Annotated in this window: 12 protein-coding genes; 7 read left to right on the top strand and 5 right to left on the bottom strand. The window is 53.7% G+C overall.

Going from position 1 to position 26,021, the window contains the following annotated elements; translation table 11 throughout:
• Window positions 1-10: 10 nt before the first annotated feature.
• The gene (locus Pla144_RS00515) at window positions 11-1,279 is read right to left on the bottom strand and encodes a DUF2156 domain-containing protein (protein ID WP_146447374.1); all 1,269 of its coding nucleotides are present in this window, start codon (window positions 1,277-1,279) and stop codon (window positions 11-13) included.
• Between the two features lie 440 nt (window positions 1,280-1,719).
• On the opposite strand from Pla144_RS00515, the gene Pla144_RS00510 reads away from it, so the two are divergent.
• From Pla144_RS00510 to Pla144_RS00485, 6 genes are all read left to right on the top strand, one after another.
• Window positions 1,720-2,400 (top strand): MOSC domain-containing protein, encoded by a 681-nt coding sequence (locus tag Pla144_RS00510; protein ID WP_146447373.1) that lies wholly within the window; start codon window positions 1,720-1,722, stop codon window positions 2,398-2,400.
• An 832-nt stretch (window positions 2,401-3,232) separates the two neighbouring features.
• Window positions 3,233-4,681, top strand: a complete 1,449-nt coding sequence (locus tag Pla144_RS00505) for an efflux RND transporter periplasmic adaptor subunit (RefSeq protein ID WP_146447372.1) — start codon at window positions 3,233-3,235, stop codon at window positions 4,679-4,681.
• Between the two features lie 3 nt (window positions 4,682-4,684).
• On the top strand, window positions 4,685-7,768 hold the full coding sequence (locus Pla144_RS00500; protein ID WP_146447371.1) for an efflux RND transporter permease subunit: 3,084 nt from the start codon (window positions 4,685-4,687) through the stop codon (window positions 7,766-7,768).
• A gap of 676 nt (window positions 7,769-8,444) precedes the next feature.
• Window positions 8,445-11,420, top strand: coding sequence for a vitamin B12-dependent ribonucleotide reductase (locus Pla144_RS00495; RefSeq protein WP_146448912.1), 2,976 nt, complete (start codon window positions 8,445-8,447; stop codon window positions 11,418-11,420).
• A gap of 497 nt (window positions 11,421-11,917) precedes the next feature.
• On the top strand, window positions 11,918-15,610 hold the full coding sequence (locus tag Pla144_RS00490; RefSeq protein ID WP_146447370.1) for a GH36-type glycosyl hydrolase domain-containing protein: 3,693 nt from the start codon (window positions 11,918-11,920) through the stop codon (window positions 15,608-15,610).
• Between the two features lie 43 nt (window positions 15,611-15,653).
• The gene (locus Pla144_RS00485; protein WP_146447369.1) at window positions 15,654-17,771 is read left to right on the top strand and encodes a dockerin type I repeat-containing protein; all 2,118 of its coding nucleotides are present in this window, start codon (window positions 15,654-15,656) and stop codon (window positions 17,769-17,771) included.
• 10 nt (window positions 17,772-17,781) lie between these two features.
• On the opposite strand, the gene Pla144_RS00480 is transcribed toward Pla144_RS00485, so the two are convergent.
• From Pla144_RS00480 to Pla144_RS00465, 4 genes are all read right to left on the bottom strand, one after another.
• Window positions 17,782-19,713 (bottom strand): glucoamylase family protein, encoded by a 1,932-nt coding sequence (locus Pla144_RS00480; RefSeq protein ID WP_197530282.1) that lies wholly within the window; start codon window positions 19,711-19,713, stop codon window positions 17,782-17,784.
• Window positions 19,714-20,072: 359 nt separating this feature from the next.
• Entirely contained in the window at window positions 20,073-21,506 is a 1,434-nt protein-coding gene (locus Pla144_RS00475; RefSeq protein WP_146447367.1) for a hypothetical protein, read from the bottom strand.
• 68 nt (window positions 21,507-21,574) lie between these two features.
• Complete coding sequence (locus tag Pla144_RS00470; protein WP_146448909.1) at window positions 21,575-22,735, bottom strand: DUF1559 family PulG-like putative transporter; 1,161 nt, start codon at window positions 22,733-22,735, stop codon at window positions 21,575-21,577.
• Window positions 22,736-22,859: 124 nt separating this feature from the next.
• Window positions 22,860-24,473, bottom strand: coding sequence for a hypothetical protein (locus Pla144_RS00465; RefSeq protein ID WP_146447366.1), 1,614 nt, complete (start codon window positions 24,471-24,473; stop codon window positions 22,860-22,862).
• Window positions 24,474-25,287: 814 nt separating this feature from the next.
• Here Pla144_RS00465 and Pla144_RS00460 point away from each other — a divergent pair.
• On the top strand, window positions 25,288-26,016 hold the full coding sequence (locus tag Pla144_RS00460) for a PEP-CTERM sorting domain-containing protein (RefSeq protein ID WP_146447365.1): 729 nt from the start codon (window positions 25,288-25,290) through the stop codon (window positions 26,014-26,016).
• Window positions 26,017-26,021 lie beyond the last annotated feature (5 nt).

The following is a 26,021-nucleotide window of genomic DNA, read 5'->3' as shown; positions in this document are numbered from 1 at the left end:
AAGACTTGCTTCAGACCGTGATTTTCTCGCGCTTGCGGATTTCGGCATCGTTCTGCTCGAAGAGGGCAGTAGAAGGGGTTGGGAAATCCACCGTAGGGTTCGAATCACGCCGGCGGCGCAGTTGGCGAATGGCCCGCTGCGAACGGTGCTCGGGAACCGCTAACTTATGGCCCTCAGCAGATCGCTTGCGAAACAAACTGCGTTTCAATAGTCGCAAGGGATTGAAATGGAACAGCTTCCAATGGTAGGCGATTACCAGCAACGACCGGATTGAGACCCCTGGTTTTGCCGCCAAAAACATCTCGCGATAGTCCGGGCAGAACCGGCTCTTGAAATGAAAAATGCCTTGAACATCGTAGATCGAATTGAGATGTCGCCACCAGAAATTTGCCGCAAAGCGATAAACAGGGCTATCACCTCTAACCGGGTTGCAGCGTACAAAGGGAACCAAAGAGAGCGAAACATATTTCACTCCCTCGGCCTTCATTACACGCATGGCATACAGGATCAAGCCTGGAATCACCCCACGCACAGCGTCTTGCCGGCGGCGATAAACCTCAATCGCCCAGAAATCTCCGTCCAATCCTGGATTGCAAATGATAAATGCGATGATGCGCGAGCCGTCACGAGCCACAAAGAGGCGGCGATCTTTAAGCTCGTAGGGAGAGAACTGGCTAACAAAAAACTCCATCTCCCGACGATGCAAGGTCGAAGCAATATGGTCACGAGACACTTCTTCGAGTTGAGGTACTACTTCGACTCTGTAGAAGAGATCGGTAGGGTCGGGGTCAATTTCGCACATGTCGACACCGTGACGTCGGCAATAATTTTCTTGGCGGCGCAACCATTGAGAGTGCTTTCCCCGCCAGTCGGCCTCGTCGAGCTGAATGAGCGCTTCCTCACCACACTTTGTAACTTGGCACCCTTGACGACGATACATCTTGATTTCGTTGCGCGGCACATTCATGAACGATGCCACCCAGTGGTTCTGCTCCGCAAAAGCCAGAAACTCGGCCAACAGAAGTTCGCGATTTTCCGGCGCAGCAAGCAGACCATCGGCGATATTGACATAGCGACCCAGTCGACGAAAAGCGACGACTCCAAGTTGCTCGGATGCCCAGAAGTATTCGCGGTCGACGTCCGTAATGAGGTAGGACGCATAGGTATCGCCAAATGCGCAGGCAAACTGTCGCAAGCGGTTGGCTAGTTCCTGAGGCATTTCCCCCTGAGAGCGATAGTGCTCATATTTGCTCGGTACTTTGGGGGGTGCAGAATTCATCTTCGACTCGATGCCTTAAGGCTGGGGCCCGAAGCCGGCCATGGCGTGGGTCGTAGCCCCTAACAACTGGATCTCCTGAACCAAGCTATAAGTTAACACACTATGCGATCAATGAAAACTCTTCGCAGAATGCTTGAGGGGGTGGAATACTCATCCTCTTGGGGGGGAGGAATGAGCAAGTAGGCCCTATGAACTCCCGAAATTGCCTAACTGGTATGCAATACTTCTAGTGTCAAATCGAATTGCTTCGCAAACGAACCGAGGCGATAATCGAGTAGCCATCAGATTTCGCAACGCAGTTGGCCGTCAAGCAATTCTGACAGGCGAACTTCCCGTGCGGTGCAGCAACGGGGAACAACTTCCGAAATACCCGGTCAGACGCAAACTCGAACCTAGAATTTGCCCACCAAGATTTGTTCAATCTCCACAATAAACAAACCATGAACCTCTCACTGGTATCCATCCAAGTCGGCCGTCCTAGGCAATACGACGGCGACTCGGCCAAGCCGTGGTCGTCGGGGATCGACAAGCGCCAAGTTGAGGGGCCGATATTTGTGAGCAGAACCAATCTGGTGGGTGACCAACAGGCCGATCTCATTCACCACGGTGGTCCCGACAAGGCGGTTCTTGCCTATGCTTACGAGCATTACGCCGTCTGGAATGCAGAATTGCCCGACAAGAATTTTGCCCCAGGAGGGTTTGGTGAAAATCTCACCATCCGCGGACTCGACGAATCCACGTGCCACATTGGCGACATCGTTCGCATCGGGGAATGTCTCTTGCAAATCTCCCAACCTCGCCAACCCTGTTGGAAACTCTCCGGACGTTGGAACATGCCCGACTTGGCAATGCTGGTACAAAAGAACGGCCGCAGCGGCTGGTACTACCGCGTCTTGGAAGAGGGAACCATCCAGCCGGGTGATGTAATAGAACTCGTAGAGCACAAATCCGAGTTGACCGTCGCCTGGGCCAGCAGAGTAATGTATGCCAAGCCGCGAAGTGCTGAAGACGATTTGATGCTGGCAAACTGCCCGGCCCTCTCGGCTTCATGGCGCGAGACGCTGAAGAATCGGTCACTCGGCAAGGAAGCCAGCTCGGAAAAGCGGCTCTTTGGGCAGTGACGCGGGCAGACAAGCAGAAGGCGGGAAAAGACCTCCATGATCGTGATTCATGACTTTTCTAGCGTTTTTCGATTCTGCTTGCATTGAGACACAATCTCATTGTCACTACTCTCAATCCCGCAGAGATCGAATGCAATTCAACTTGGACAGTTCGTCATGACGAGTATAGAATAGGCCACAATGTGTGGCTTTCTAAGACTAGTGCTTTTTTCGTGATTCAAGCATCAATCGGAACCAATAGTGCGGCGACGAAGATCTCATTACCCTCTGGACACTCAGGTGATCTGCGGCAGGTTCGCGGCGTCTTTGGTTACGTGCATTTCGCTTCTGCAATTACCTCTGCCGATGCTGCACAGCCATGACGGCTTTGAATCTCTAGCCACCTTGGCAGAGCATGTTGGCTCTCGGCATAATTCCTCGATGCCAGTAGAAGACGAACTGCATTGGCACTTCTTATCTCCTCGAGAATTGAGTCAGGAAGAGGGGTCGAATGACGGCTCCAATCCCCCGGAAACAAGCATCGTCTGTCTGGCTGCCAGCGGTTCCATGCTCGTTGGCGGGGAGAAACTTCCTGTCAATCTGCTTTCTCATACACTGCTTACATACTGTGATCTTGCTGCTCGAATAAGGTCACCAGCCTTTGGGACTCTTGGCCAGTCCCAGCCATTCTCCTCTCTCCGGCCATCGGTGCGCGCGTGCGCACTGCTCTGTGTGGTGCGCTGCTAAGTGTGTTTCGTTATGACAGTTTCGAGTGATGTTCGCTCGAACTCTCTCATTTCATTGGCAAGTTGTTCGCTTGCCATGACGAATCCACTCCACACAAGCAATTACGATGAATCGCACGAAATTACTCAGCGGCTTGGTTGTACTCAGTGCCGTCCTCATTACAGCATGGCTGCTCCGTCAGTTTTGGCCTGTCCTAGCGGAGAGCGAGCCTCCCGAAGAACTCTTGCCTGCCGAGACGATTCCTATCGTTCGCCTGTCGCAAGAAAAGCAGGTTGCCGCTGGAATTAGGGCGCAAGCAGTCAGGCGCGAAAATCTCCCTTTGCTGCGCACGCTACCAGCTCGCTTCGCCTACGACGAAACGCGACATGTCGCCGTGCGAGCGGCAACGGATGGCGTTCTGGAAGAGGTCCTCGTTAAACCGGGTGACATCGTGACAACCGGCCAAACTATTGCTGTGCTACGGAGCCCTGCAGTAGGGGCTGCACGGAGTGAAGTGCTCACACGAACCGCCGAACACCAGTTGGCAAAAACCGCCCGCGATCGTCACTTAAGAATCTACCATGGCGTGGAGAATCTTGCTGCTTCCATCGAGAAGGGTGAACCGATCGAAAGTATCGAGGAACAACTCAGCGAGGCCACCTTGGGTAGTTATGGCGGCAAACTGCTCACCAAATATAGCAAAGCCATCCTGGCAACGCGTCTCGCCCAATCGGCCAGCAGCGTCCGCGACTCCGGGGCTCTGAGCGGCCGAGTCCACCACGAACGCCAAAGCGAGTTGCAACAAGCCCGTGCTGAAATCGAGGCCGCTCTGGATCAATCACTCTTCGAAACACACCAGGCCTATAAGCAGGCAGAAGCCGCAGAACAAGCCGCGGAGCGAAGTCTGATTGTTGCACGTCAACAACTCGTCACGCTACTTGGTACGAACCAGAGACTCGAATTGACCCCTGTCGCTAATTCAAAGGAGACGGATCTCGCGCGACTCGCAGTACGCTCCCCTATTAGTGGCACTGTGGAACGCAAGATCTATTCAAAGACCGAAAGAGTCAGCGCAGGAAGCGAACTGTTCACCGTCGCCGATACCTCGCAGCTCTGGGTAATAGCAGACGTCCGAAATCGCGACTGGAGTGCGATTCAAGTTCAAGCGGGGGATCCAGTTACAGTCACTACGCCGGCCACAGAGGACGAACGACTCTCGGCGACGATCTATTTCGTGGGCCGCGAAGTGGATCCTGCTTCGGGCGCCATCCCGATCGTAGCAACGATCTACAACAACTCGGGCAAATATCGCCCAGGATTGTTTGCACGGGTCGAAGTGCCCATTGGCAATATCCCTGATTCGCTTGTCGTGCACGACTCTGCAGTCATCGATCTGGGAGGCGAACAGAGCGTCTTCGTCGAGGAGAACGGTGGCTATCGCCCGATTAAGGTCGAAATCGGCTCGCGATCAGGCGATCTGGTCGAGATTCTTGCCGGTCTCACGGAAGGGCAACAGGTCGTTGTCGCAGGCGCTTTCGTTCTCAAGAGCGAACTCCTACTGGAAGGGGAGGAATAACCCATGCTCAAACGTCTTATTGAGTTTTCCCTGGAAAATCGCCTCCTGGTTATCGTGCTGGCACTATTCGTCGCGGGTGCAGGTGTGCGTAGCGCGCTAATGCTGCCCATCGACGCCGTGCCCGACCTGACCAACACTCAGGTCACCGTCATCACCGAAGCGGGTTCATTACCTCCGGTAGAGGTCGAACGGCAAGTCACCTATCCGATCGAATGGGCCATGGGGGGCCTGCCAAATGTCGACGAAGTTCGCAGCGTCTCCAAGTTCGGCCTCTCGGTCATCACGATTGTGTTCGTCGATGGGACAGACGTTTACTTCGCCAATCAGCAAGTAAGCCAGCGCCTCGCTCAGGCCGCCACGCAAATCCCCGCCGGTTACGGCCCACCCGAGCTTGGACCCATGACCACGGCACTCGGTGAGATTCTTCAATTCGAAGTCCGCAGCGAAAGCCGTTCGCCAATGGAGCTGCGCACGATGCTAGAGTGGGACTTTGCGCCTCGACTACGCGAGGTCAAGGGCGTAACCGAGATCAACACGATGGGGGGGTTCTTTAAAACGTACGAGATCCGACCCGACCCCAATCAGCTCATGGCCTACGATCTTACTCTTAACGAACTCTACGAGCGTCTCGAAGCGAGTAATGTTAATGCAGGTGGCGGCTATGTAGTGCATCACGATGAACAACGGTTTATTCGTGGGCAGGCACTCCTCAAGGGAGAAGATGACTTGCGCAACATTGTGCTGCGTCGTGGTGAAGGGGGGTCGCCACTGTTGTTGGCAGATGTTGCTGATGTGACCATTGCCCCGATGCCCCGTCAAGGTGCCGTGAGTCGAGATGGTCGCGGCGAAGCAGTGACCGCCATGGTGATGATGCGGATCGGCGAAAACTCGCGCACTGTCGTTGCCCGAGTGAAGGAGCGACTTGACGAGATTCGCACAACCTTGCCCAGCGACATCGAGCTAGAAGTCATTTACGATCGCGAAGACCTAATCGGACGAACCCTCAAAACGGTGACCAGGAATCTGGTTGAAGGGGGCCTCTTCGTCGCGGTCGTACTGCTCTTCATGTTGGGAAGTCTGAGAGCTGGCTTGATTGTAGCCTGCGCGATTCCTCTTTCGATGCTGTTTGCCTCCAACTTGATGCTCGCTTTCGGCATCTCGGCTAGCTTGATGAGTCTTGGAGCCATCGACTTTGGTCTTATTGTCGATTCCTCAGTGATCATGGTCGAAAACTGCGTCCGCCGCCTTGCGCACAACCACGAAGGGAAAAGCCGTTTGGCAACCATTCGAGACGCCGCGATTGAAGTTCGAGGACCCACTATGTTTGGCGAACTGATCATTGCAGTTGTCTATGTCCCTGTGCTGCTTCTGGAAGGAACCGAAGGCAAACTCTTCCGCCCAATGGCGTTAACCGTCCTCTTTGCCTTGCTCGGTTCTCTCGTTTTGTCGATGACTTTGATGCCGGCCCTGGCGTCATTGTTTCTGCCAAAGAAACCCCAAGAAACAGAAGTCTGGTTCTTGAGGTTGCTCAAAAAGGCTTATCTCCCCCTGGTGCGCCTGGCAGTCGAAACGCCCCTGGCTACCGCCACAATTGCACTCTGCGTCTTCGCAATCAGCATCCCCATCGCCCTCAATCTGGGAGCTGAATTCATGCCTCGTTTGAACGAAGGGGATCTACTCGTGGAAGCGGTCCGTTTGCCCAGTGCGTCTTTGGAAGGGGCCGAATCTATGGCCAAGCTGATCGAAACCTACCTCCTCGAATTTCCCGAAATAAAGACCGTATTCACCAAGACTGGCCGTCCCGAGATTGCTAACGACGTCATGGGCGTGCACCAGTCAGACGTGTGGGTCATGCTGAATCCTCCCGACCAGTGGCCGAAACCGAAAACGCGAGAAGAACTGATCGCGGAAATGGAAGCCGTTCTCACACTCCATGTTCCTGCAGTCGCTTTCGGATTTACGCAGCCCATCGAAATGCGCGTCGACGAATTGGTCGCAGGAGTGAAGGCCGACGTCGCCATACTGATCTACGGTGACGATCTCGACACCTTGGCGAAGAAGTCCAAGGAGATCGAGCGCGTGCTCCGAGAGATCCCTGGTGCCGCCGACGTCAAAGCCGACATACAGTCAACGCTGGCAACGTTGACTATCGAGCCACGACGCGAGTCACTTGCCCACTACGGCATCGACGCGAGAGAGGTGATGGACGTCGTCGCTGCTGTCGGAGGACATCCCGTGGGGGAAGTACTCACAGGCCGCGCACGGTTCCCCATACGCGTCCGCCTGCCGGAGAATTGGCGGAATAATGTCGAGATGCTCGCCCAATTGCCGGTAGCCGAAGCAGGGGGAAAACCCGTACCGCTCGACGAACTCGCCGACATCCGTCTGGAACAAACACCCCCTACCGTGGAACACGAAAACGGACGAAGGCGCACGTTCGTTTCAGCAAACGTCCGTGGCCGCGATGTAGCCACCTTCGTGGCGGAAGCCAAACGTGCAGTGCAGGCCAAGGTCGTGATGCCACCCAACTACGAATTGAAATGGGGAGGCGATTTTGAGAATCTGCAGTCGGCCAGCAAGCGCTTGATCTTGATCACACCCATCGTGCTGTTGGTCATTTTACTCTTACTTCATACCACCTTTCGATCGGCGCGATTGGCATCCTTGATCTTCCTCTGCGTACCGATGGCCGCCAGTGGCGGTATTTTTGCACTCATGCTGCGCGGCATGCCATTTAGCATCGCGGCGGGTGTCGGTTTTATCGCCCTCTTTGGAGTCGCCGTGCTCAATGGATTGGTTTGGGTCAGTGATGCGGAAAACCATCGCAAAGCAGGTTACGACCCGAAGACTTCTGCCCTTTTAGCAGCGAACGACCGCCTCCGCCCCGTCCTCATGACGGCCATGGTCGCCAGCTTGGGCTTTCTGCCCATGGCACTTTCGACAAGCGACGGAGCAGAAATCCAGCGCCCATTGGCAACCGTGGTGATCGGCGGCCTCATTACTAGCACGCTGCTGACATGCCTTGTTATCCCGTCGGTATACGCGAAATTCGCGGCTCACCCGGGATTTGAAATTCTGGATGATTAGCGAGTGTCACAAAATCTAGCATGACCGAGAGCATAAACGACGTCATCTTGTTGGTCTGGCAAGAATCTAACGCAATCTGACATAGCTCGAGCTCCGCTCTGACGACGACTCGCGTTTTCCGTAGAGGGGCATTCCGCGTCGTGGTTCACGGGTAATGCGCTGTTGACTACCGGACTTGGAAATTGTCCTGCAACCGGCCATATTGGCGTTCGTTTTCTTAACAATTCCTGAACCAGTTCTTTGCTAGCACTTCACAATTGTCACAACCTGTTGTGTGATAGCAGGTTACAAAAAGTACAAAATCCGGTTGACGAACTGCTGGCGAGGTGTATGATCGTCTCCCTCAAAGCTGTATGTGGTGTAGTTGATGGGTATCCGCTATACTACATATAGTGATTTGCCTGAATTTTCCACTCGATTCTGTCGAGTCAATCCCATAAGAGACGCAAAATCTGGTAGGACGCCGCTCGCCCTTGTGGTTTGTTCGGCGGAGAATTCATTGGAGGGAACCGGTGAGGCGGACCGATCCCTCTTGTGGCTTTGGTGTATGAATGTACACTGATTGATTGGTATGGATACCCCTTTTTCTAACACACAAACAGGAGGTTTCGCCGTGGCTACAGTTGAACTCGGATCTACTCGTCTTCAAGCTAAAGATAAGACAAAGGCTGAACGTATGGCTGCCAATGGGTCTCATGTGGCCGATGCTAAAACGGCTAAGCAATTTCATGGCCGATTGAAAATCGATGCGACCTTCTGCCCCACCGAGGTGGCCGACCCGTTTGATACGGTGAACTGGGAAGTCCGCTCGGCGGCCATCAAGGGTGAGAACGGCGAAGTTCTGTTCGAGCAAACCAACTGCGAAGTCCCCTCGTTCTGGTCGCAGTTAGCTACCAACGTGATCTGCAGCAAATACTTCTACGGCGAAGTCGGCACGGACGAGCGGGAATACAGTGTCCGCCAACTAGTCCACCGCGTCGCCCGCACGATTGCCGATTGGGGATTAGAGGATGGCTACTTTGCCAGCCCCGCCGATGGCGAGCGATTTTACCGCGACTTGGCCTGGCTCTGCTTGCATCAGCATGGTGCGTTCAATTCGCCCGTGTGGTTCAATGTGGGACTTTACCACCAATACGGTGTCGTCGGGGACAAGTGCAATTGGCGCTGGGATCCAGTCACACGCGAAGTCGTGCAACCCGAGAATCCGTACGAGTATCCGCAAGGTTCGGCCTGCTTCATTCAGCATGTGCAGGACAACATGGAAGACATCATGGAACTCGCCCGCAGCGAAGCCATGCTCTTCAAGTTCGGCAGTGGCACGGGTACCGATCTGAGCACGCTACGTTCGCATCGTGAGAAACTTTCCGGCGGCGGACATCCCAGCGGCCCGCTTTCCTTTATGCGTGTCTACGACCAGATCGCTGCAGTGGTTAAAAGTGGTGGCAAGACCCGCCGTGCTGCCAAGATGCAGTCGATCAAGGTCTGGCATCCCGACGTGATGGAATTCATCGAGTGCAAGTGGAAGGAAGAACAAAAGGCCCGCGTGCTGATCGAGAAGGGTGGCTACGAGTCTAACTTCAATGGCGAAGCCTACAGCTCGATCATGTTCCAGAATGCGAACCTCTCGGTCCGCGTCACCGACGATTTCATGCAAGCCGTCGAGAAGAATCAAGACTGGACCACCCGTTGGGTGACCAATCCGAAGCAAGCCGGCCCGACCTACAATGCCCGCGACGTGATCAACCGGATGGCAGACTGTGCTTGGCACTGCGGCGATCCCGGCGTGCAATATGACACGACGATCAACAACTGGCACACCTGCCCCAACAGTGGCCGTATCAACGCCAGCAATCCCTGCAGCGAGTACATGTTCCTCGACGACACAGCCTGCAACCTGTCGAGCATCAATCTGATGAAGTTCCGCCAGCCGGATGGTAAGTTCGATGTAGAGCGATTCCAAGCGGCTTGCCGGGTGTATTTCATCGCTCAGGAAATTCTGGTCGATCACGCCAGCTATCCGACGCGCGACATCGCCCGGAACAGCCATCTGTTCCGGCCACTGGGTCTTGGGTATTCGAATCTCGGCAGCTTCCTGATGTCCAACGGCGTGGCTTACGACAGCGATGCCGGCCGCGGAGTGTGCGGGGCGGTTACCGCACTGCTGCACGGTTCGGCCAATCTCACCAGTGCCGAACTGGCCGAGGCGGTTGGCACCTTTGATGAATATGAACCCAACGCCGAACCGATGGGCCGCGTGATGCAGATGCACCGCGATGCGGTAGACGAGATCAACAGCGAGTGCCCCGACTATCTGGTCGATGCCGCCCGCAAGCGATGGGACGACGTGTTGGCCGCTGGTAAGGTTCACGGCTTCCGCAATGCCCAGGCCACCGTGCTCGCACCCACTGGCACAATCAGCTTCATGATGGATTGCGACACGACCGGCATTGAGCCGGACATCGCCCTGGTGAAGTACAAGCAATTGGCCGGCGGTGGAATGCTGAAGATCGTAAATCAGACCGTGCCATTGGCGTTGAAAACTTTGGGCTACGACCAGCCTGCTATCGAGTCAATTCTGGCGTACATCGATCGCGAAGACACGATCGAAGGGGCTGCCGACTTGGAGCCCGAGCACTTGAGCGTGTTCGATTGTGCTTTCACAGCTCGCAACGGTACCCGCAGCATTCGTTGGCCGGCTCACATTACTATGATGGCCGCTGCTCAACCGTTTCTTTCGGGTGCAATCTCGAAAACGGTCAATATGCCACGGAACACGACGACCGAGGATATCGCCAAGGCGTACATTGATGGTTGGAAACTGGGCCTCAAGGCGCTGGCAATCTACCGCGATGGATCGAAGGAAAGTCAGCCACTCAACACGGGTACCGAGGCAGATAAGGCCAAGGACAAGGAAGCAGCGCTTGTGGGCAAACCCCATCGCAAGCGGCTCCCCGATACCCGGCAAGCCCTCACCCACAAGTTCAGCATCTCGGGCCACGAGGGCTACATCACCGTGGGTCTGTTCGAGGATGGTCGTCCCGGTGAGTTGTTCATCACGATGGCCAAAGAAGGTTCGACTATCGGCGGCCTCATGGATGCCTTTGGCACCAGTGTTTCGATGAGCATGCAATATGGCGTGCCGCTTGAAGACTATGTCCGCAAGTTTTCGCACATGCGGTTCGAGCCCCAGGGTTACACCAAGAACCCGGACATCCGCATCGCCAAGAGTCTCATTGACTATATTTTCCGCTGGTTGGGTATTACGTTCCTCTCTGGCTACAAGGAGGCGACTCTCGAAGCGTCGGCGAAGAAGGAGCAAGCCAGTTCGGCACCCTCGGGGGACGACTCGCCCGGCGAGACCAAGCCCGTCGCCAGGAAGGCTGACGGGCAGACGGTGGCCAAGGGAAAAGGCGAAAACGGAAAAGTGGAAACCAATGGTCACCATGCACCAGCCACCACAAATGGCTTCGGCAAATACCTCCTGGAACCAGCCGATTCTCTAATGGAGCTTGGTGAGGACATTGATCGCAACGACCAGTTTGCTGGTTTCCAAGCCGACGCTCCCTCCTGTGATGGCTGCGGCATGATCACAGTGCGGAACGGCAACTGCTACCTATGCCACAACTGTGGCAACAGCATGGGGTGCAGCTAGGGAGTTGCAAGTCGCAAGAAGTTACCCGCTAGTCAGTCCGACTAGCGGGTAACAAGCTGCTCGTAGCAGGAGGCGAGGGCAACGACGCCCGCGAGCAGTTGTCATTGAAAACGAAAAAGCCCCGGGCCTTAGCAAGAAGGTGCCGGGGCTTTTTCGTTTCAGCCACGAAATGGCAAACAGCTGGGGAGATTGATTTACCGCTCAGATTAAGTGCGAATGACAAAACTCTGAAAACTTCGGAGATTCGAGGGGCAAAACACTGGACAAACCCTACAATCGCAGGTTAAAGTAATATGAAAGCGCTCTCAATCAATGGGGCGTTTCTTGTGGTGATAACCTGCTTTTCAAATCTACTCTAGGCTTATTGTCAGGGCATAATAAATTAGACGGGATAACTTTCTTCATCGCGATTGGTCTGGAAGCTGAAGCAGCACTTCACATCCATCTAGGGCGTTGAGAGAGATGGGTCGTTAGACCCGCCCAAAGGGTTGGCACGAATGAATTCTAAGACCTTAATGTCTGATACCGGCCCAGTTGTCCACTATAGCCTGAACTCACTCGATCAATCCCCTCCAGCCCTCCATGTTCTGACCAACCAGCAACTCACATCTCTAACTACCGTATCAGGCACAGGATTCATTCAGTTCACGGGGTCGCATGCCGTTACTCGCTGGCGTGCGGATCCAACTTGTGATGCCCTGGGTTATTTCTTTTATCTCCGCGATCTCGAATCGGGCTCGATTTGGTCGCTGGGCTACCAACCAATCTGTTCTAGGCCTGATCAGTACGAAGTTTCTCACACGGCAGGTACGGTCGACTTGCATCACGTCGAGCACGAGATTGGCGCGCGGTTAGAAGAGTGCATCCATCCAACACTGAACACCGACTTGCGGCGGATTACTCTTACCAACAATAGCAACCAGACTCGTACGATCGAACTCACCAGCTACGCCGAGATAGTCTTGCAAGATTCTTTGGCCGACCGAGGCCATCCGGCGTTTTCGAAGCTCTTTGTCGAGACGCAGTCTCTCGGCGGCGAGATGCTCCTGGCACATCGTCGGCCTCGAGGTTCTAACGAAAATACCTTGTTTGCGTGCCACTACCTGGTTGATGAGCTGAGCGGATCCCCCCCAACTGAGTGGGAAACCTCGCGCAACAATTTTATTGGCCGCGGCCGGAGTCTTCGCAACCCGATAGCGTTGGTGGGAGCGAATTCTCTCTCCGGGACGGAAGGAAGTGTGCTGGACCCTGTATTTAGTTTGCGCAAGATTCTTCTCCTTGCTCCTGGAGAATCGGCTCAAGTCACTTTCGCTCTGTCAGTTGCTTCTTCACGAGCAGACTTGCTGAATACTGCGGAGAGTTTAAACAACGTAAATACTGTTGGCGAGGCGTTTGTTCACGCGGACAATGCTGCCGAAGAGTGCCTGAAAGAAAATGGACTTTCACCGACTGATCTACCACAACTTCAGGAAATCACAGCTCGCCGACTGCTTGGCTTAACAGACGTTCGATTCTCAAAGGATAGCACAAACCCCAACGGGTTCTCCTCGACAGAATGTTCTAATAACTCGTCGAAGTTTACCGGTGAAAATCAGCGGATGGCCGATTATTTGACGCATCTGGGAATCGTCGGCGCACTGACGCCGATTCCCGCTCTCGAATCTATACAGGCTCGAGAGCGTGGCGCAATGGGTGGCGCGAACAGAAGCAGGCCATCGCAGATTGCACTCGGAGAGTCTCAGGAATTGCTCCACTTTGACAACGGAATCGGTGGGTTCTCCACAGATGGCCGTGAGTATGTGATGCGGTTGCGCCCCCTGGGAGATGGCACGCTCCAACTTCCTCCCCTACCTTGGAACAACGTCATCTCCAATCAGCAAATTGGTTTTATCGCTTCGGAAACGGGGGCCGGATACACCTGGGCTGGCAACAGCCGTTTGAATCGACTCACTCCTTGGCAGAATGATCCGGTCTGCGATCCCCACTCCGAAACATTTTATCTCCGTGACCAAGAGACGGGGAACTACTGGTCCCTGACCCCCGGGCCTATTGCCGAGCAAACGACTCACGAAGTTCGGCATGGCTGGGGCTACACTACTTATCATCACACGTGCGAACAACTTGAGCAGACTGTCTGCCAGTTTGTGCCTTGTGAAGACTCAGTCAAAATCACGCAGATTTGCCTTACCAACCATGGCGACAAACCTCGCCACCTCAGCTTATATGGTTATGCTCAGTGGGACCTCTCTGACGGCCGTCCTTTTGATCCCCATCACACGGATACCACTCTTGATCCCGCTCGCCAGGCGATCTATGCCACCAATGCTCGGCGCTTGGACTATGCAGAGCACACTGCATTTGCAGCGGTCGTCGGATCGTTGAATGAGTGCTACCAAACCGCCGATCGCTCAGAGTTTATCGGCGTGCACCGCAGTGTCTCCGATCCCCAAGCGATAGCGACTGGAGAAAATCTCTCGGGTCGCTATGGAGCCAATCTCGATCCTTGTGCTGCGATACAGGCTATCATCACTATCGCACCAGGCGAAACCAAAGAATATGCTTATTTGTTGGGCGAGACCTCTAATCGCGATCAGGCCCAGCAGTTGATCGATGCTTACCAATCCCCGGCTAAGGTTTCCAAGGCCTTGTCCGAGGTGAAATCCTTCTGGGTGGATACTCTTACCGCCGTTCAAATTGAGACCCCGGCCCCAGCGATTGATTTGGTGGTGAACGGTTGGCTTCCCTATCAGAACCTGAGTTGTCGCTTTTGGGGTCGCTCTTCCAGCTACCAATCTGGCGGTGCTTACGGATTCCGCGACCAATTGCAGGACTCCGCTGCACTGATCCACCACTGGCCGGAGCTTACTCGCGAACAAATCCTCCGCAACGCCGCTCATCAGTTTGTCGAAGGGGACGTCTTGCATTGGTGGCATCCCCCACAGAGTTCCGGAATTCGCACCAATTTTGCCGACGATCTGTTGTGGCTTCCCCTCGTTGCCAGCGAGTATGTGCAGACGACGGGTGACCAATCGCTATGGGAAGAACAAGTCCGGTTCATCACATCGGAGCTTGTCCCTCCCGGCGAGCCGGAAATCTTTCTCACTCCGCAAGACTCGGGTAGGTCGGGAACGGTTTACGAGCACTGCTGCCTGGCTCTAGATCGCGGCTTGACGAATGGAGTAAACGGCTTGCCTTTGATGGGAACGGGTGACTGGAACGACGGCATGAATCGCGTCGGCCAGCAAGGCAGGGGTGAAAGTGTATGGATGGGATTCTTCATCGATTACATCCTTGAACGAATGATTCCTGTCTGCCAACAGCATGGCGACACTCAGCGAGCCGTTCGCTACAGCGATTATCGCGATCAACTCCGCAACGCTCTAAATGATGCTGGTTGGGATGGCAGTTGGTATCGCCGAGCCTATTTTGATGATGGCACTCCGCTTGGCACGGCGGCTGCAGATGAATGTCGCATTGATGCCCTTGTGCAGGCCTGGGCCGTGATGTCGGGTGCGGCTCCAAAAGAACGTGCCGCATCTGCCATTGCCGAGGCAGACAAACGCCTAGTCGACGAGCAAGCCGGTATTATCCGTTTGCTCGATCCGCCATTTGACAAAATGAAAAACGACCCGGGATACATTAAAGGGTATCTACCTGGTGTGCGCGAGAATGGAGGTCAATACACCCATGGAGTACTGTGGCTAATCCGAGCGATCGCGGAGATGGGGCAGGGGACACGGGCTTGCCAACTGCTGGAAATGATTTCCCCCGCGAGTCACGGCAACTCTCCAGAAGTCGTTGATATCTACAAGGCTGAGCCATATGTCGTTGCTGCAGACGTGTACGGTCAACCACCGCACGTCGGGCGTTCCGGTTGGTCATGGTACACCGGTTCAGCGGGATGGATGTTCCGCGTGGCCGTGGAGTCGCTCCTCGGCATCCACCTGGAAGAGGGGAATCAACTGCGAATCGATCCCTGCATTTCTGCTGATTGGCCAGAGTGCCGAGTCCGCTATCGACTGTCTGATCGCAAGACGGTTTATGAGATCCATATCCAGAATCCCAATAAAAAAGAGCGGGGTGTTACTTCAGCCGTACTAGATGGCACGGAAGTAGAAGTAGCAGCGAACGGCGCACTCGTGCCGGTCGAGCGAGATGGACTCGTACATAATGTGGTCGTAATATTGTAAGTAGTTCACACTCGCCCACTTTTTTCTTCTCAGACGGTTTTCAATGCCCTCCAGATGCTTATTGGCCAGTTTTATCCTGGCATTTGTATTGAGTTGCCTACCGGGTAATCTCCTCACTGCCACAGACTTCTCTGTTGTGCCGCTGCTTGACGGTGAACGAGATGGCGAGCTCAATTACTGGGGTGGTCCTTTCGGCACGCTCAATATGGTTGGCATGACCAAGCAAACCAGCGTTGTCCACAGTGGAAATGCTGCCTATCAAGCGAATCTAGGGAGTCTGCCCGCTAATACCTTGAGCTTTTTCCAAACCTTTTCCAGCGAGCGAACTGGTACCGAAGCCCAACGACAAACGCGCGACCTCACGCGTTACGACGGTTTCGAGGGATACTTTCGCAATGACACCAATGCACCCCTCAGTATCCGCCTCGAACTAAAGGACTATCGCGACAGCAACAGCCATCGTGCATCCAAGACGTTTACAATTCCCACGGGTGCGACTTGGAACAAGGTTTCTTCGAACTTCGATCTTGGTGCGGGATGGAGCGTAGTGGGAAATCCCGACATCAGTCGCACATATATCGCGAGTTTTGTTTTGAACGAAACATCTGCTGTCTCTGGTTCATACTACCTTGATGACTTTTCATTGATCGAACCGGGGGGTCCAGTTGATCCGCAAACAGCACCTATCGAAGATCTCGCCGAACGTCTTGCCCGTCGACAATTTGAAGGATTATGGTCAGGGCGTAATCGAACGACCGGCTTGATCTACAACCACAAGGATGACGTGGGTGTCGCCGCCATGAATACCACAGGAGGCGTGCTTTGGATGCTTCCCAATGCGGTAAAGCGCGGTTGGGTGAGTCAGACAGAGGCCGATAGCGTAGTCTCCCAGATTGCCACCTCCCTCAACACAAATCTCAATCAAACCTCGTACGTTCCCACTCGTTTTATCAATCCTGTGACGGCTGCGATTCCTGGTGGTAACAACGAGGAGTCGAGCATTGACTCTTCATTCATCGCATTGGCGTTGCACAATTATAAAAGCCAACCCACGACTTCTCCGGCACTTGCGGCTCAAATCGATGCGGTGCAAAACCGCTTTCAACTGGATGCATTTGCCATCGCAAGTGGTTTCCGGCTCGCTTACTTTCCTGCCACGGGATTCACCGGGGGCACCTACAATGGCTATACCAACGAGGGAAAGGTGATTTCTCTGGCTGCGGAAGCCTTGGAGGCGCATCATGTCCCCTTGGAATCGTTATGGAATAGCGACACAAATCGCACCCGTACCTCGCTGGTGAACCCTCTCGACGCCCATCTGGTCCATTCAAGTACTCTGTTTCGTGCCCCCTTTGAACAAGCACTGCTCAACTTGTTTGTCGACACGAGCGATAGAGGAGTCGACAATTATCCTGTCCGATCGTTGGCCACCAACCCCTGGCAAAATTTTCTGCGGTACGAACGCGAGGTAGCCGCCAAACTCGAACAATTAGGACGCGATAACTTTTTTCAGCCCGACGCTGCCAGCGGAGCACCCTTTTCCAGCTATCAGCAGTACAGTTTGTACAATAATTTTGGCCAACCCGACCTCTTCATGCCTTGGAGTGTAGCCTTTGCGATGCTCGCCGGTACTGACGGCGCCGAGGATGCTCTGCGGGCCTTGGTGCAAATCGATGGCGTCTCGGGACCTCTGGGGCTTGCCGACACGGTGCGATGGAATACGGGTCAAAGCGAACCGTATTTTGTCTCCAACAGCGGCGACAACTGGAACACAGTCCTCTCAACGATGGCCCTCTTAGAGTACCTGGACAGACTCAATGGAGAACAGAGCGGGAGTGAATTCTTTGCTCAGCTTGCCGGAATCAAATCCGCGCTTAACGAGGTCTTTATCGAAGGCGATCTCAATGGAGACGGCGTTACCAATAGTGCGGACTTATCGCTCTGGCAAAATGGCTACGGCATCCCCAGCATCGGCAGTCCTTTGGCGGGAGACGCCAATGGCGACGGTTACGTAGACGGAGGCGATTTTCTGCGGTGGCAGCGAGGTTACACGGGTGTTGAAAATCTATCCAATACTACTGTTGTCCCTGAACCGGCAGTGATTGTACTCTTGCTGCTCAGCTTGATCGGGTTGCCATGCAGAAGGTTGAAGAACAGCTAAATTCTTCAAATCAGTTTGCACTTTGCAAATCAGGTACGAAACCGATCGCGTCTAGCATTGGCTGCACCTCTGGATTCGACATGAAAAGTTTCCAAGGAAGTCCCGTACGGTGATTTTCGATGCCCACGACGATTTGTGCCTGGTTAAGTCCCATGTAGCACTCGTCGTACCAACTTTCAGTAGCACTAAAACCATCGTGAAATCCGAAGACGCCCCAGATCTTGCTGCCCAAATCGTGGTAGAAGTGTCGCAGCACGGCAATTGATTCGTCGGGGGTAAACGGCATGCAGCCCAGCGCTGCGGAGCAGCAGACGGTACCATTGTCATCGCGAGGTTGCGGTTTACCACCACCCGTATGCAGTCCGGCCGAAAGGCCCCAACAGTTGGGTCCATATCCCTCTCGCTGGCGAGGATTGTCGATACAGTAGGCGCGATTGATAAGCGCGAGTTGTCGATTGTTCTCGAAGTAATTTGTGTAACGGTCTCGGATTCCTCGAGGATTAAATCCTAAAAACGAAAACTGCGTGAAGAAGAGATCACCCCCTGTTCCACACCCGACATCCAGCTTGTGACCGTAATAACTCTTTCCGTTGGCGTAGTGGTCGCCATCGGTGGTACGACTCCAGCCATGTCGATATTTTACTGCAGATTCACTCTGACCGGCCCAACCGGAATAGTAAAGCTCAGCCGGCACTGGATGAGTTGGCGACGCTATGGCGAGCAAATAGACAATCATCGTCTCATTCCAGCCGACCAACGGATGGCTGATGTGCCACTCGTGATCTGGAGACCAATGCCAATACAGCACCTCTCCGTCTGGAGTCTTGCGATACCAATCCCATTCCACCTCACGCCAGAGTTGAGTAATGGTATCGCGGATTTCCTGTTCTTCCTGTGTATCGCGATTGAAATACTGGCGGGCGGTCAACAAGCCCTGTATGAGAAAAGCCGTTTCGACCAGGTCTCCTCCATTGTCGTATTCGCCGAATAGAGGCCAGACTTCCCCCGTGCGACCGTCGAGAAAATGGGGCCAAACGCCGTGAAAACGATCCGCTTTTTTCAAGAATCGCAGAATCTGCAACATCCTCTGAACACTCTCATCGCGAGTGATGAACTGCCGCTCTGTGGCGACAACTAGAGCTGAGATCCCGAAGCCAGACCCACCTAATGCGACGAGATTCTCATCCCCTGGAAGCACTTCTAAGGCCATGCCTGAATCGCGATTGGCCGCGTCCCAGTAATATCGAAAGCATCCTTGTTGGACCATGTCTAGCAACTGCTCGTCGTCAAACGGTTGCGTTGACCCGCTTGCGATGTTGGAAAGGGGCGACTCATTGTTGTGAGCGTCGAGGGCACTAATCTTATACGAAGCACGCTTGTTTGGACCGACAAAGTCTACATGGCGGGTGAAATTGCCTGAGCGGGTGTGGATCGGGAGGAATTCTTCCCCTTCCAGCGAGCGATATATCCGATAGCTTAAGAGATCGGCCTCGTGATTAGGTTGCCAGCTAAGATCGAAATGACTGTCCTGACCCTCAGCGACTAACTCTCGCGGGGCGGAGGGGGGCTCATGATCCGGCCGGGTGCCGTCTATGACTCGCACGTCGTCGATGATCAGAACGTGCTCGGCTCCGTCGTCGAGTCCCTGGACGAATACTACCTTCGCGAGCTTGCGAGCATTGAAGCTCGAGGGCCTAGTGTCTCCATATCTATTTTGAAATCGTTCGAGCGGAATGGAAAGTCTCACCCACTTGCGAGGGGGAAGGCGACCTCTGTCGGCGAGCAACGAGATGCTGGGTAAACCTGCCCCATTTGAATCTTCGAGACGGATTCGGGGCGCATCGGTAACAAGAAGTTCCTCCTCCGCGTAACACCACATCGAAAGAGTATCGCCAGCAAGCTGATTATCAACCGCATAGCGTTCAGGCAACTGAAGCGTCATTCGCCAATCAGCGCCCCTCACAGATTTCCAATTTAGGCGAAGAGCGTTCGGTGGACTTACGAAGTGATTACTCGTAACAGGACATTTGCCTTCTATCAATTCCAGTTTGCTAGGAGCGACGACCGAACCCTGGCTGTGGTAATAGCCTTCCTCAGCCACACTATTCTCAAAGATTACATGCTGATCGTGAAAACTGCGTTGCGCTGTTGCGCAAGAGATGAGATGAAACACCGATATTGCGAATGCTATACATCGAATCTCGGTCTGCAGAGGCCGAGTGATTGAGCAAGCATTGAGCCTTTCCAGCAAAGCGATTTCTAATGGGTGTTTCATTTCTCGTTACGCTACCGAAATTCGGGCTAAACATTTCGCCTACAAACAACAAGTAGACCGATCACGCACAAGAGGTGGATTATTGTTGCCGGTTCAGGAACCGCGGCCAATGGGGTGACTTGAAATGGAGCACCGTAGTGAGAATTCCAATCTGCCAAATCGCCTGCACTTAGCGGAGCGGGTGAACCGCCTCGCTGCCAAAGGAGGAAATCATCACCGTCGACGTCGCCATCTTGATCGAAATCACCCTCAATGAACGCGGGAAACAAGCGATCCGCAAAGAAGTCTGGATCTATGCTCTCTACCAGGCCAAAGAGTAGAAACAGATGGTCGACCAACCCCGCGTCGTTCGGAAGCCAATTGGGCTCCGTTTCCGACACGCGGACCATTCCAAACTTGTAGCTGGGACTCGTGGAGGTAATCTGCTCGTTGTAGAATTGCAAGAGGGTGTCCATGTCACCCCAGGCTGCCACGGCCTCCGGAGAAAACACATTATCGGGATGATCCCCAATGCGATCAGCGTGATATCCCTGCGGGCTTACTCCCGCCGTTAAACCGTAGCGAAACGTCTCACCCAAGATGTCACTGGAATACATCTTGTCTGCATCACGTTGGTTCCAGAAGAACGTCTCGAACTCTTCATTGTGGCGAAAATCCCCATTGAAGAAATGCATTTGCTGCACCCAAAAGCCGGAAGCAAAGCGGTTGACGTTGTCAGTAAGTGTAGGAATCCCTGCGTAAGAAATCTGAGGTAAACTATTCGTGTCGAGCCACAGATCCTTCACTGCTAGGGCCCGTTCGTTATTCGGTTGTCGGAGGGCAAGACTTTCTACCAACATGTACTCATTCCAGGGCCGCACAGCACCACCCGAGCCACCACCCTCCTTGGTCATATCGAGATAAATCCGGCCATCGAGACTCGGATGAATGGCCGCATTGAAATCGATGCTTGCCGTGAGCTGATCGGCTAGGGAGGCAATCGTCGTGTTGCCAGAGAACTGTCGCTTGGCAAACTGTGCCCCGGCGGCCAGAAGGGCCGACCCAATGGGGCTATAGGAATCGTCCCAGCAGCAGGGGGCAGCTGCACCTGTATCGACATTCATGAAATGAATAAAGTGCCCATCCGCTGAGCGTTCAGGCGTCACTCCCGGCGTTAGTCCCAGATGGGCATTGAGAATCTTAATGACGCGTTGTTCAGCATCTGGTTGAATGCCGAGATGATTAAATGCGCTCAGTGAAACGAGGGCAAAGCCTGCCGCGTCCGGTGTAGCAGGATGAAAGCTCTCACCGTCAAGCACAAGTGAATCTCGCACCAGACCAGAGAATCGAATCGCGTTAAGCACATAACCGCGCAGACGGAGAATCTGTTCGTTACGAATCGTGTCTATATCTTGAGCTTTCCCCGGCGAGACGTGAATCAGAAACATCAGAATGGCTAAGAAGAGATTCCTGCACGACACGCCGCGCTAACCTTTCTCACAAATCAGCAATCCTGGGATATGACCTGCATTGCTCGCCGATTACAAACTCAAAGCTGGCTCGAGTCGACGATTTCCGCGCCATCCCGCGTACCTAAAGCATTAAAGACAAGGTGATCGACGTCAAAGGTGATGAAGTGACCAGACGCGTCTGCATAGACTGCATTGACACCACCGGAATGTGCCGAGCCAAAGAAAAGTGCTGGAACCGAGCCTTCAAACCCAACACACGTCCTGCGAAACGCCGGATTGGAACTCCGGCAGACACTTTGGTCATCGTCACTAAGAGGTGGAACTCCAGTAAATCGCACCGAATCAGGATCCCAGCCGTCAGCCCAACCCTTATCGTCAGAAACCTGCCCAGCCCCGTCGTCAGGCGGAGGGGGGGATTGACCTTCGTATAAGTCAGAGCGCACCAGCTTCTCGCTGATCACCAGAGTATTGCTCAGGCCATCGCTCACCTGGCTAGGCTTGATTGCGGTGGGGTACCCCGAAACGATCTCACCGACTGCTGGAGCATTGGCAGATGCTTCGCTGATGAGCCGATAAGGAGTGCGTACGATCACTCCACCGTAGTTGATGGCAGTAGGCGGCGGTGAGGCTCCGGGTGCCGCAGCCCAAGATCCGGGCTTGCCGTCTCCACACCAGTAGGAGCGAATGGCAAATGCCGGGTTCGGTCCGTTGAAGGGCCATGCAGCCAGGGGATCGTAAGCGCTTGATCCACAATAGTTGGTGGCTGGCTGTGCCGTGGCATAATCAGTGAGTTGAACTCTGGCAGGCCCTGTGCCTGGAGCACGACGAGACGGACAGTTGTAAAGCGGGATGAGAGTCGATTGGAGATCGCTCTGATTAGTAATCCCTTGCACAGCATTCTGTTCCAGATAGGGGAGTATCTGATAGAACGCACCTAGCCCTTGTTTGTTGGGTCCATTCGGATTGCCCGGGCTATTGAGTCCCCCAGTCATGTAGTCTTTGATCTGCGGATTGGGGACATTACCCCCGGTGGGGAAAGTCTTGTAGGAATCCACATGATTCTGCATGGCAATCCCCATCTGCCGGACTTGGTTGAGACAGGTAGTCCGTCTGGCCGCCTCGCGGGCCGCTTGAATTGCAGGCAACAGCAAGGCTACCAGTATTCCAATGATGGCGATCACCACCAAGAGTTCGACAAGCGTAAAGCCAGCTTTCAAGCGTGACGAGTTTAATCTCATGGTATTATCCTAGTACTTGGATAGCCCTTCCGCCGGTGGCGCGCTCCATGCGGCCACCCTTAAAATAAAATCAATCAAATTTCAATAAAACGAGAATCCCTTCGCGTTTGATTCGAGATTCCACTTACCTGCGAGTTCTAACCAAACCCAGCAACAGAGTTCCCAGACTCAAGATAACCAAGGAAGTGGGCTCGGGAACCGCCTGATTCGTTGCGACGAGCATGCCCGGAGCCGGTCCATCGAGAGAGAAGTCGTCGAAGAACCCTGACTGCTGACCTGTGGTCGTCACGCCATCGAGCATTTGGGCAGTAAGCCGCGCGAAAATCGTGCCGGCAGGGGCAACGGCCTGGAGTGTGGACTGGACCCAACCGTTGCTGGCGGGGCCGCAGGTAAGATCATTAGCATTGCCTCCGCAGGCAGCTTGGCGGGCAGCTTTCACGTCGATCACAGCCGATTCAATCACCACGCTATTGATATCAAGAAAATCGACCCTGATTTCAACCTTGGTTGGTGAAGGCTGTCCACTATACAAAACGTTTGCAGCTAAGCCGGCGGGAATCGTATCGAGGCCACCTGAGAAGTTCGTTTCAAACTTCGTCCAACCTGAGAACGTGTAGGTCCCCCCTGCGACGGCTTGGACAGTCTGAGAGATCACGCCGTCGACGGGATCGGTATTTGGGTTCGCAAAATTTGTGTTCCCACCGAAAAACGAACTCAGCCACACACCCGCTGTCCCCCCTGGCGTGTGATTGGAAAAGCTAAAGTTACCAGCACGGAGGATCTCAATTTTTTCAGGTGGAGTTTCGACTTGATTCCAGAAGTCGAGAGCGGTCGGAATTTCCAGGTTCAGGTTTCCGTTGAGTAAGAGGTCGGTGCCAGGATTGGTCGCACTATTCAGCGAGAAATCATTGAAGAAAGCCGCCTGCAGATTACCCATTGTTGTCGAATTGCCATTCCAGGCCATATCCAACGCCTCGGCGACCACCCGCACGTTCGAAGTCCCAGCAGGAGCCTGCGCGACTAATGGGGTGTGGACTACGGGAAAGCCAGGAAATGTGTTCTCGGTGCGTAGATCGAGGGGCGTTGCCGAACCGATGACAGACCCTCCTGAATCGAGGAACTCCATCCTGAACTGAGTCACGGTGGGGGACGCGATAGCTCCGTTGGGGCTTTCAGCATCGAGCGTGGTTACAAGTCCAGAGTAGTTATCCTCAAACTCCGATGTTCCCTGAAAAGAATAAGTCTCACCAGCTGCACCAGGTACTGTTTGTGAAAGTATGGCATTGGAGAATACCCCCGCCCGTTTGGCAGCGTAGTTACTCTGCCAAATGCTGAGGTCTGCCCCATTGACGTTCATATCTCCGGTGGCATCACCTTCGGAGGGGAGTTTTGTTCCCGTGTCACCAAAACCCCGCTGCCAAATGAGGAAGTCCCTTCCGTCAACTTGGCCGGCTGGAAGTCCATCACTGTTAAAATTGCCTTGCGAGGGAGTTAGCGGGCCTCCGGCCGCGAAGGCATTTAATTGAAGCCGTCTGTCCGTGGCACCAACGAGACCAGCCGTATTAGCTTCAGCTGTACTTCCCGTAAAAAACTCTTGGAGTTGCCAGCCTGGGACTTGTCCAAATTCAGTTTGTGGCGGTTCAAAATCACCACTGATCAGGAGTTCGACGGCCTGCGAGCGGCATACCGGCAACGCGACTAGAGCAATGACAATTAGAAATGAGACATTTTTTTTCATAGCTGGTTTTCCCTCGTGAAAAGAATTCGACTACTAACTAAGAGCAACTCTGTACTGTTCTTGATCACACGAACAAGCAACTGATAAATGAAATCGCTGACAAGCAAACTACCAAGCCTGAGGGCCTCTAAAACGCATCTTCCAGAAAAGCCCACAATTAATATGGATTAACTAAACCTCTTTGGCCCAAGACCTTCGCTGCCCCGGTAGGGAAGGTCCTCATTGCCTTAAGCGTCTTCTCTGCTGCTCCCTCTTAACATCGTAGCGCCTCAACACAAATTCGGCTAACAATTAGTCGCTATGTAAAGACAACGCGATTTGCAAATCGTGAGTGATACCTCTCGCATCAATGAATAGACTTCGAAATTAACTCAGCCAACGCCAAGTGACGTGAAAAGTTCCCTCTACGCCGCATTATAAACAAGCACTATCCAGACTGCAAGCGCTTTCTTAACTAATTTTTTACTCTAAAAGAGACATATAATTCCTGGCAAGTGAGCTGCTTCTAGGCGGTAAACCTCCCCGGCTAACCATCGTTTAATTATTCCGGGGGGAGGAAAACTAATACACCGTGATAGACATTAGGCCCTGCTAGGAAATGCCCCTCACTAGGTGGAAAAAGCAGTTTCATCTACATTTTTCAAGTTTTTTCTTGCATGGCGACTCTGGGCCGGATAAGATAGACACCTGGAAGCGCTTTCATGGTGGAATGCCATGAATTGCGATCATTTCTTTTCAAATCGTCTAATCCGGTAGTAAAGGTGTTCTTTGCTGTTCTTTTGGATTGACCTTAATTGATGGGAGGGAGTAACTAATGAAACGAAAATTGGTGTTTGGTCTTGCTCTTACGCTTTTGTGTTATGTCAATAACGCAAACGCAGTGCTGACAAATGGCCTGCTAGATTCTACTTCAGTCTCTAGCCAAGCTTTGGCAACTCCTACTGGCTGGGTTGTCGACGCTTCTAGGTCGATCTCTGGAGTGTTTAACGACGGCGCCTCTTCCGAACCATGGGCCAATACGGCGGGCGCGGTAGGTGATTGTGGCGGTGGTGGTTGCGGCTTGTTCTTTAAGACATTCACCGGCAACGCGACTGATGGCGACGTTACCGTGAATTTTTATCAAGACAATCCTGGCACAGCCGGTATGAAATACATACTCACCGCTTGGGCTGGTGCTGAGGCTGGCTATGTAGGATTAGATCCTACCAATACGACGACGAAATCGGAATTGGCAGTTGAATTCCTCGACGCAGGCAGTAGTGTAATCGGCGGTTCGGTGCTCGACCTGAAAGCTGCCGGGTTGGGCACTACTGGACTTCCCGCTTCATTTGGGTACGCGGAATACATGGTGATGGATGTCGCACCTGCTGGGACTGCTTTCGTTCGTGCTCGTGCGTCGATGATCGACTCCTTTGGCAATCCCGCCGGTGGTGGCCAAGCTTATGTCGTGGACCAGTTTACATTGACCTGCGTCCCCGAGCCTGCCAGCTTGGTGTTGGTCGGGATGAGTCTCGTTGGTTTCCTGGGCATGCGTCGTCGCTAAGTTTT

Source organism: Bythopirellula polymerisocia (genome assembly GCF_007860015.1).
GTDB classification, from domain to species: Bacteria; Planctomycetota; Planctomycetia; order Pirellulales; family Lacipirellulaceae; genus Bythopirellula; species Bythopirellula polymerisocia.
This window is presented reverse-complemented; position numbering and strand designations above follow the sequence as displayed.

Excerpts from the sequence above, each read along its gene's own strand:
- Pla144_RS00515 (WP_146447374.1), bottom strand. The coding sequence starts at position 1,279 with ATGAATTCTGCACCCCCCAAAGTACCGAGCAAATATGAGCACTATCGC.
- Pla144_RS00510 (WP_146447373.1), top strand. The coding sequence starts at position 1,720 with ATGAACCTCTCACTGGTATCCATCCAAGTCGGCCGTCCTAGGCAATAC.
- Pla144_RS00505 (WP_146447372.1), top strand. The coding sequence starts at position 3,233 with ATGAATCGCACGAAATTACTCAGCGGCTTGGTTGTACTCAGTGCCGTC.
- Pla144_RS00500 (WP_146447371.1), top strand. The coding sequence starts at position 4,685 with ATGCTCAAACGTCTTATTGAGTTTTCCCTGGAAAATCGCCTCCTGGTT.
- Pla144_RS00495 (WP_146448912.1), top strand. The coding sequence starts at position 8,445 with ATGGCTGCCAATGGGTCTCATGTGGCCGATGCTAAAACGGCTAAGCAA.
- Pla144_RS00490 (WP_146447370.1), top strand. The coding sequence starts at position 11,918 with ATGAATTCTAAGACCTTAATGTCTGATACCGGCCCAGTTGTCCACTAT.
- Pla144_RS00485 (WP_146447369.1), top strand. The coding sequence starts at position 15,654 with ATGCCCTCCAGATGCTTATTGGCCAGTTTTATCCTGGCATTTGTATTG.
- Pla144_RS00480 (WP_197530282.1), bottom strand. The coding sequence starts at position 19,713 with ATGACGCTTCAGTTGCCTGAACGCTATGCGGTTGATAATCAGCTTGCT.
- Pla144_RS00470 (WP_146448909.1), bottom strand. The coding sequence starts at position 22,735 with ATGAGATTAAACTCGTCACGCTTGAAAGCTGGCTTTACGCTTGTCGAA.
- Pla144_RS00465 (WP_146447366.1), bottom strand. The coding sequence starts at position 24,473 with ATGAAAAAAAATGTCTCATTTCTAATTGTCATTGCTCTAGTCGCGTTG.
- Pla144_RS00460 (WP_146447365.1), top strand. The coding sequence starts at position 25,288 with ATGAAACGAAAATTGGTGTTTGGTCTTGCTCTTACGCTTTTGTGTTAT.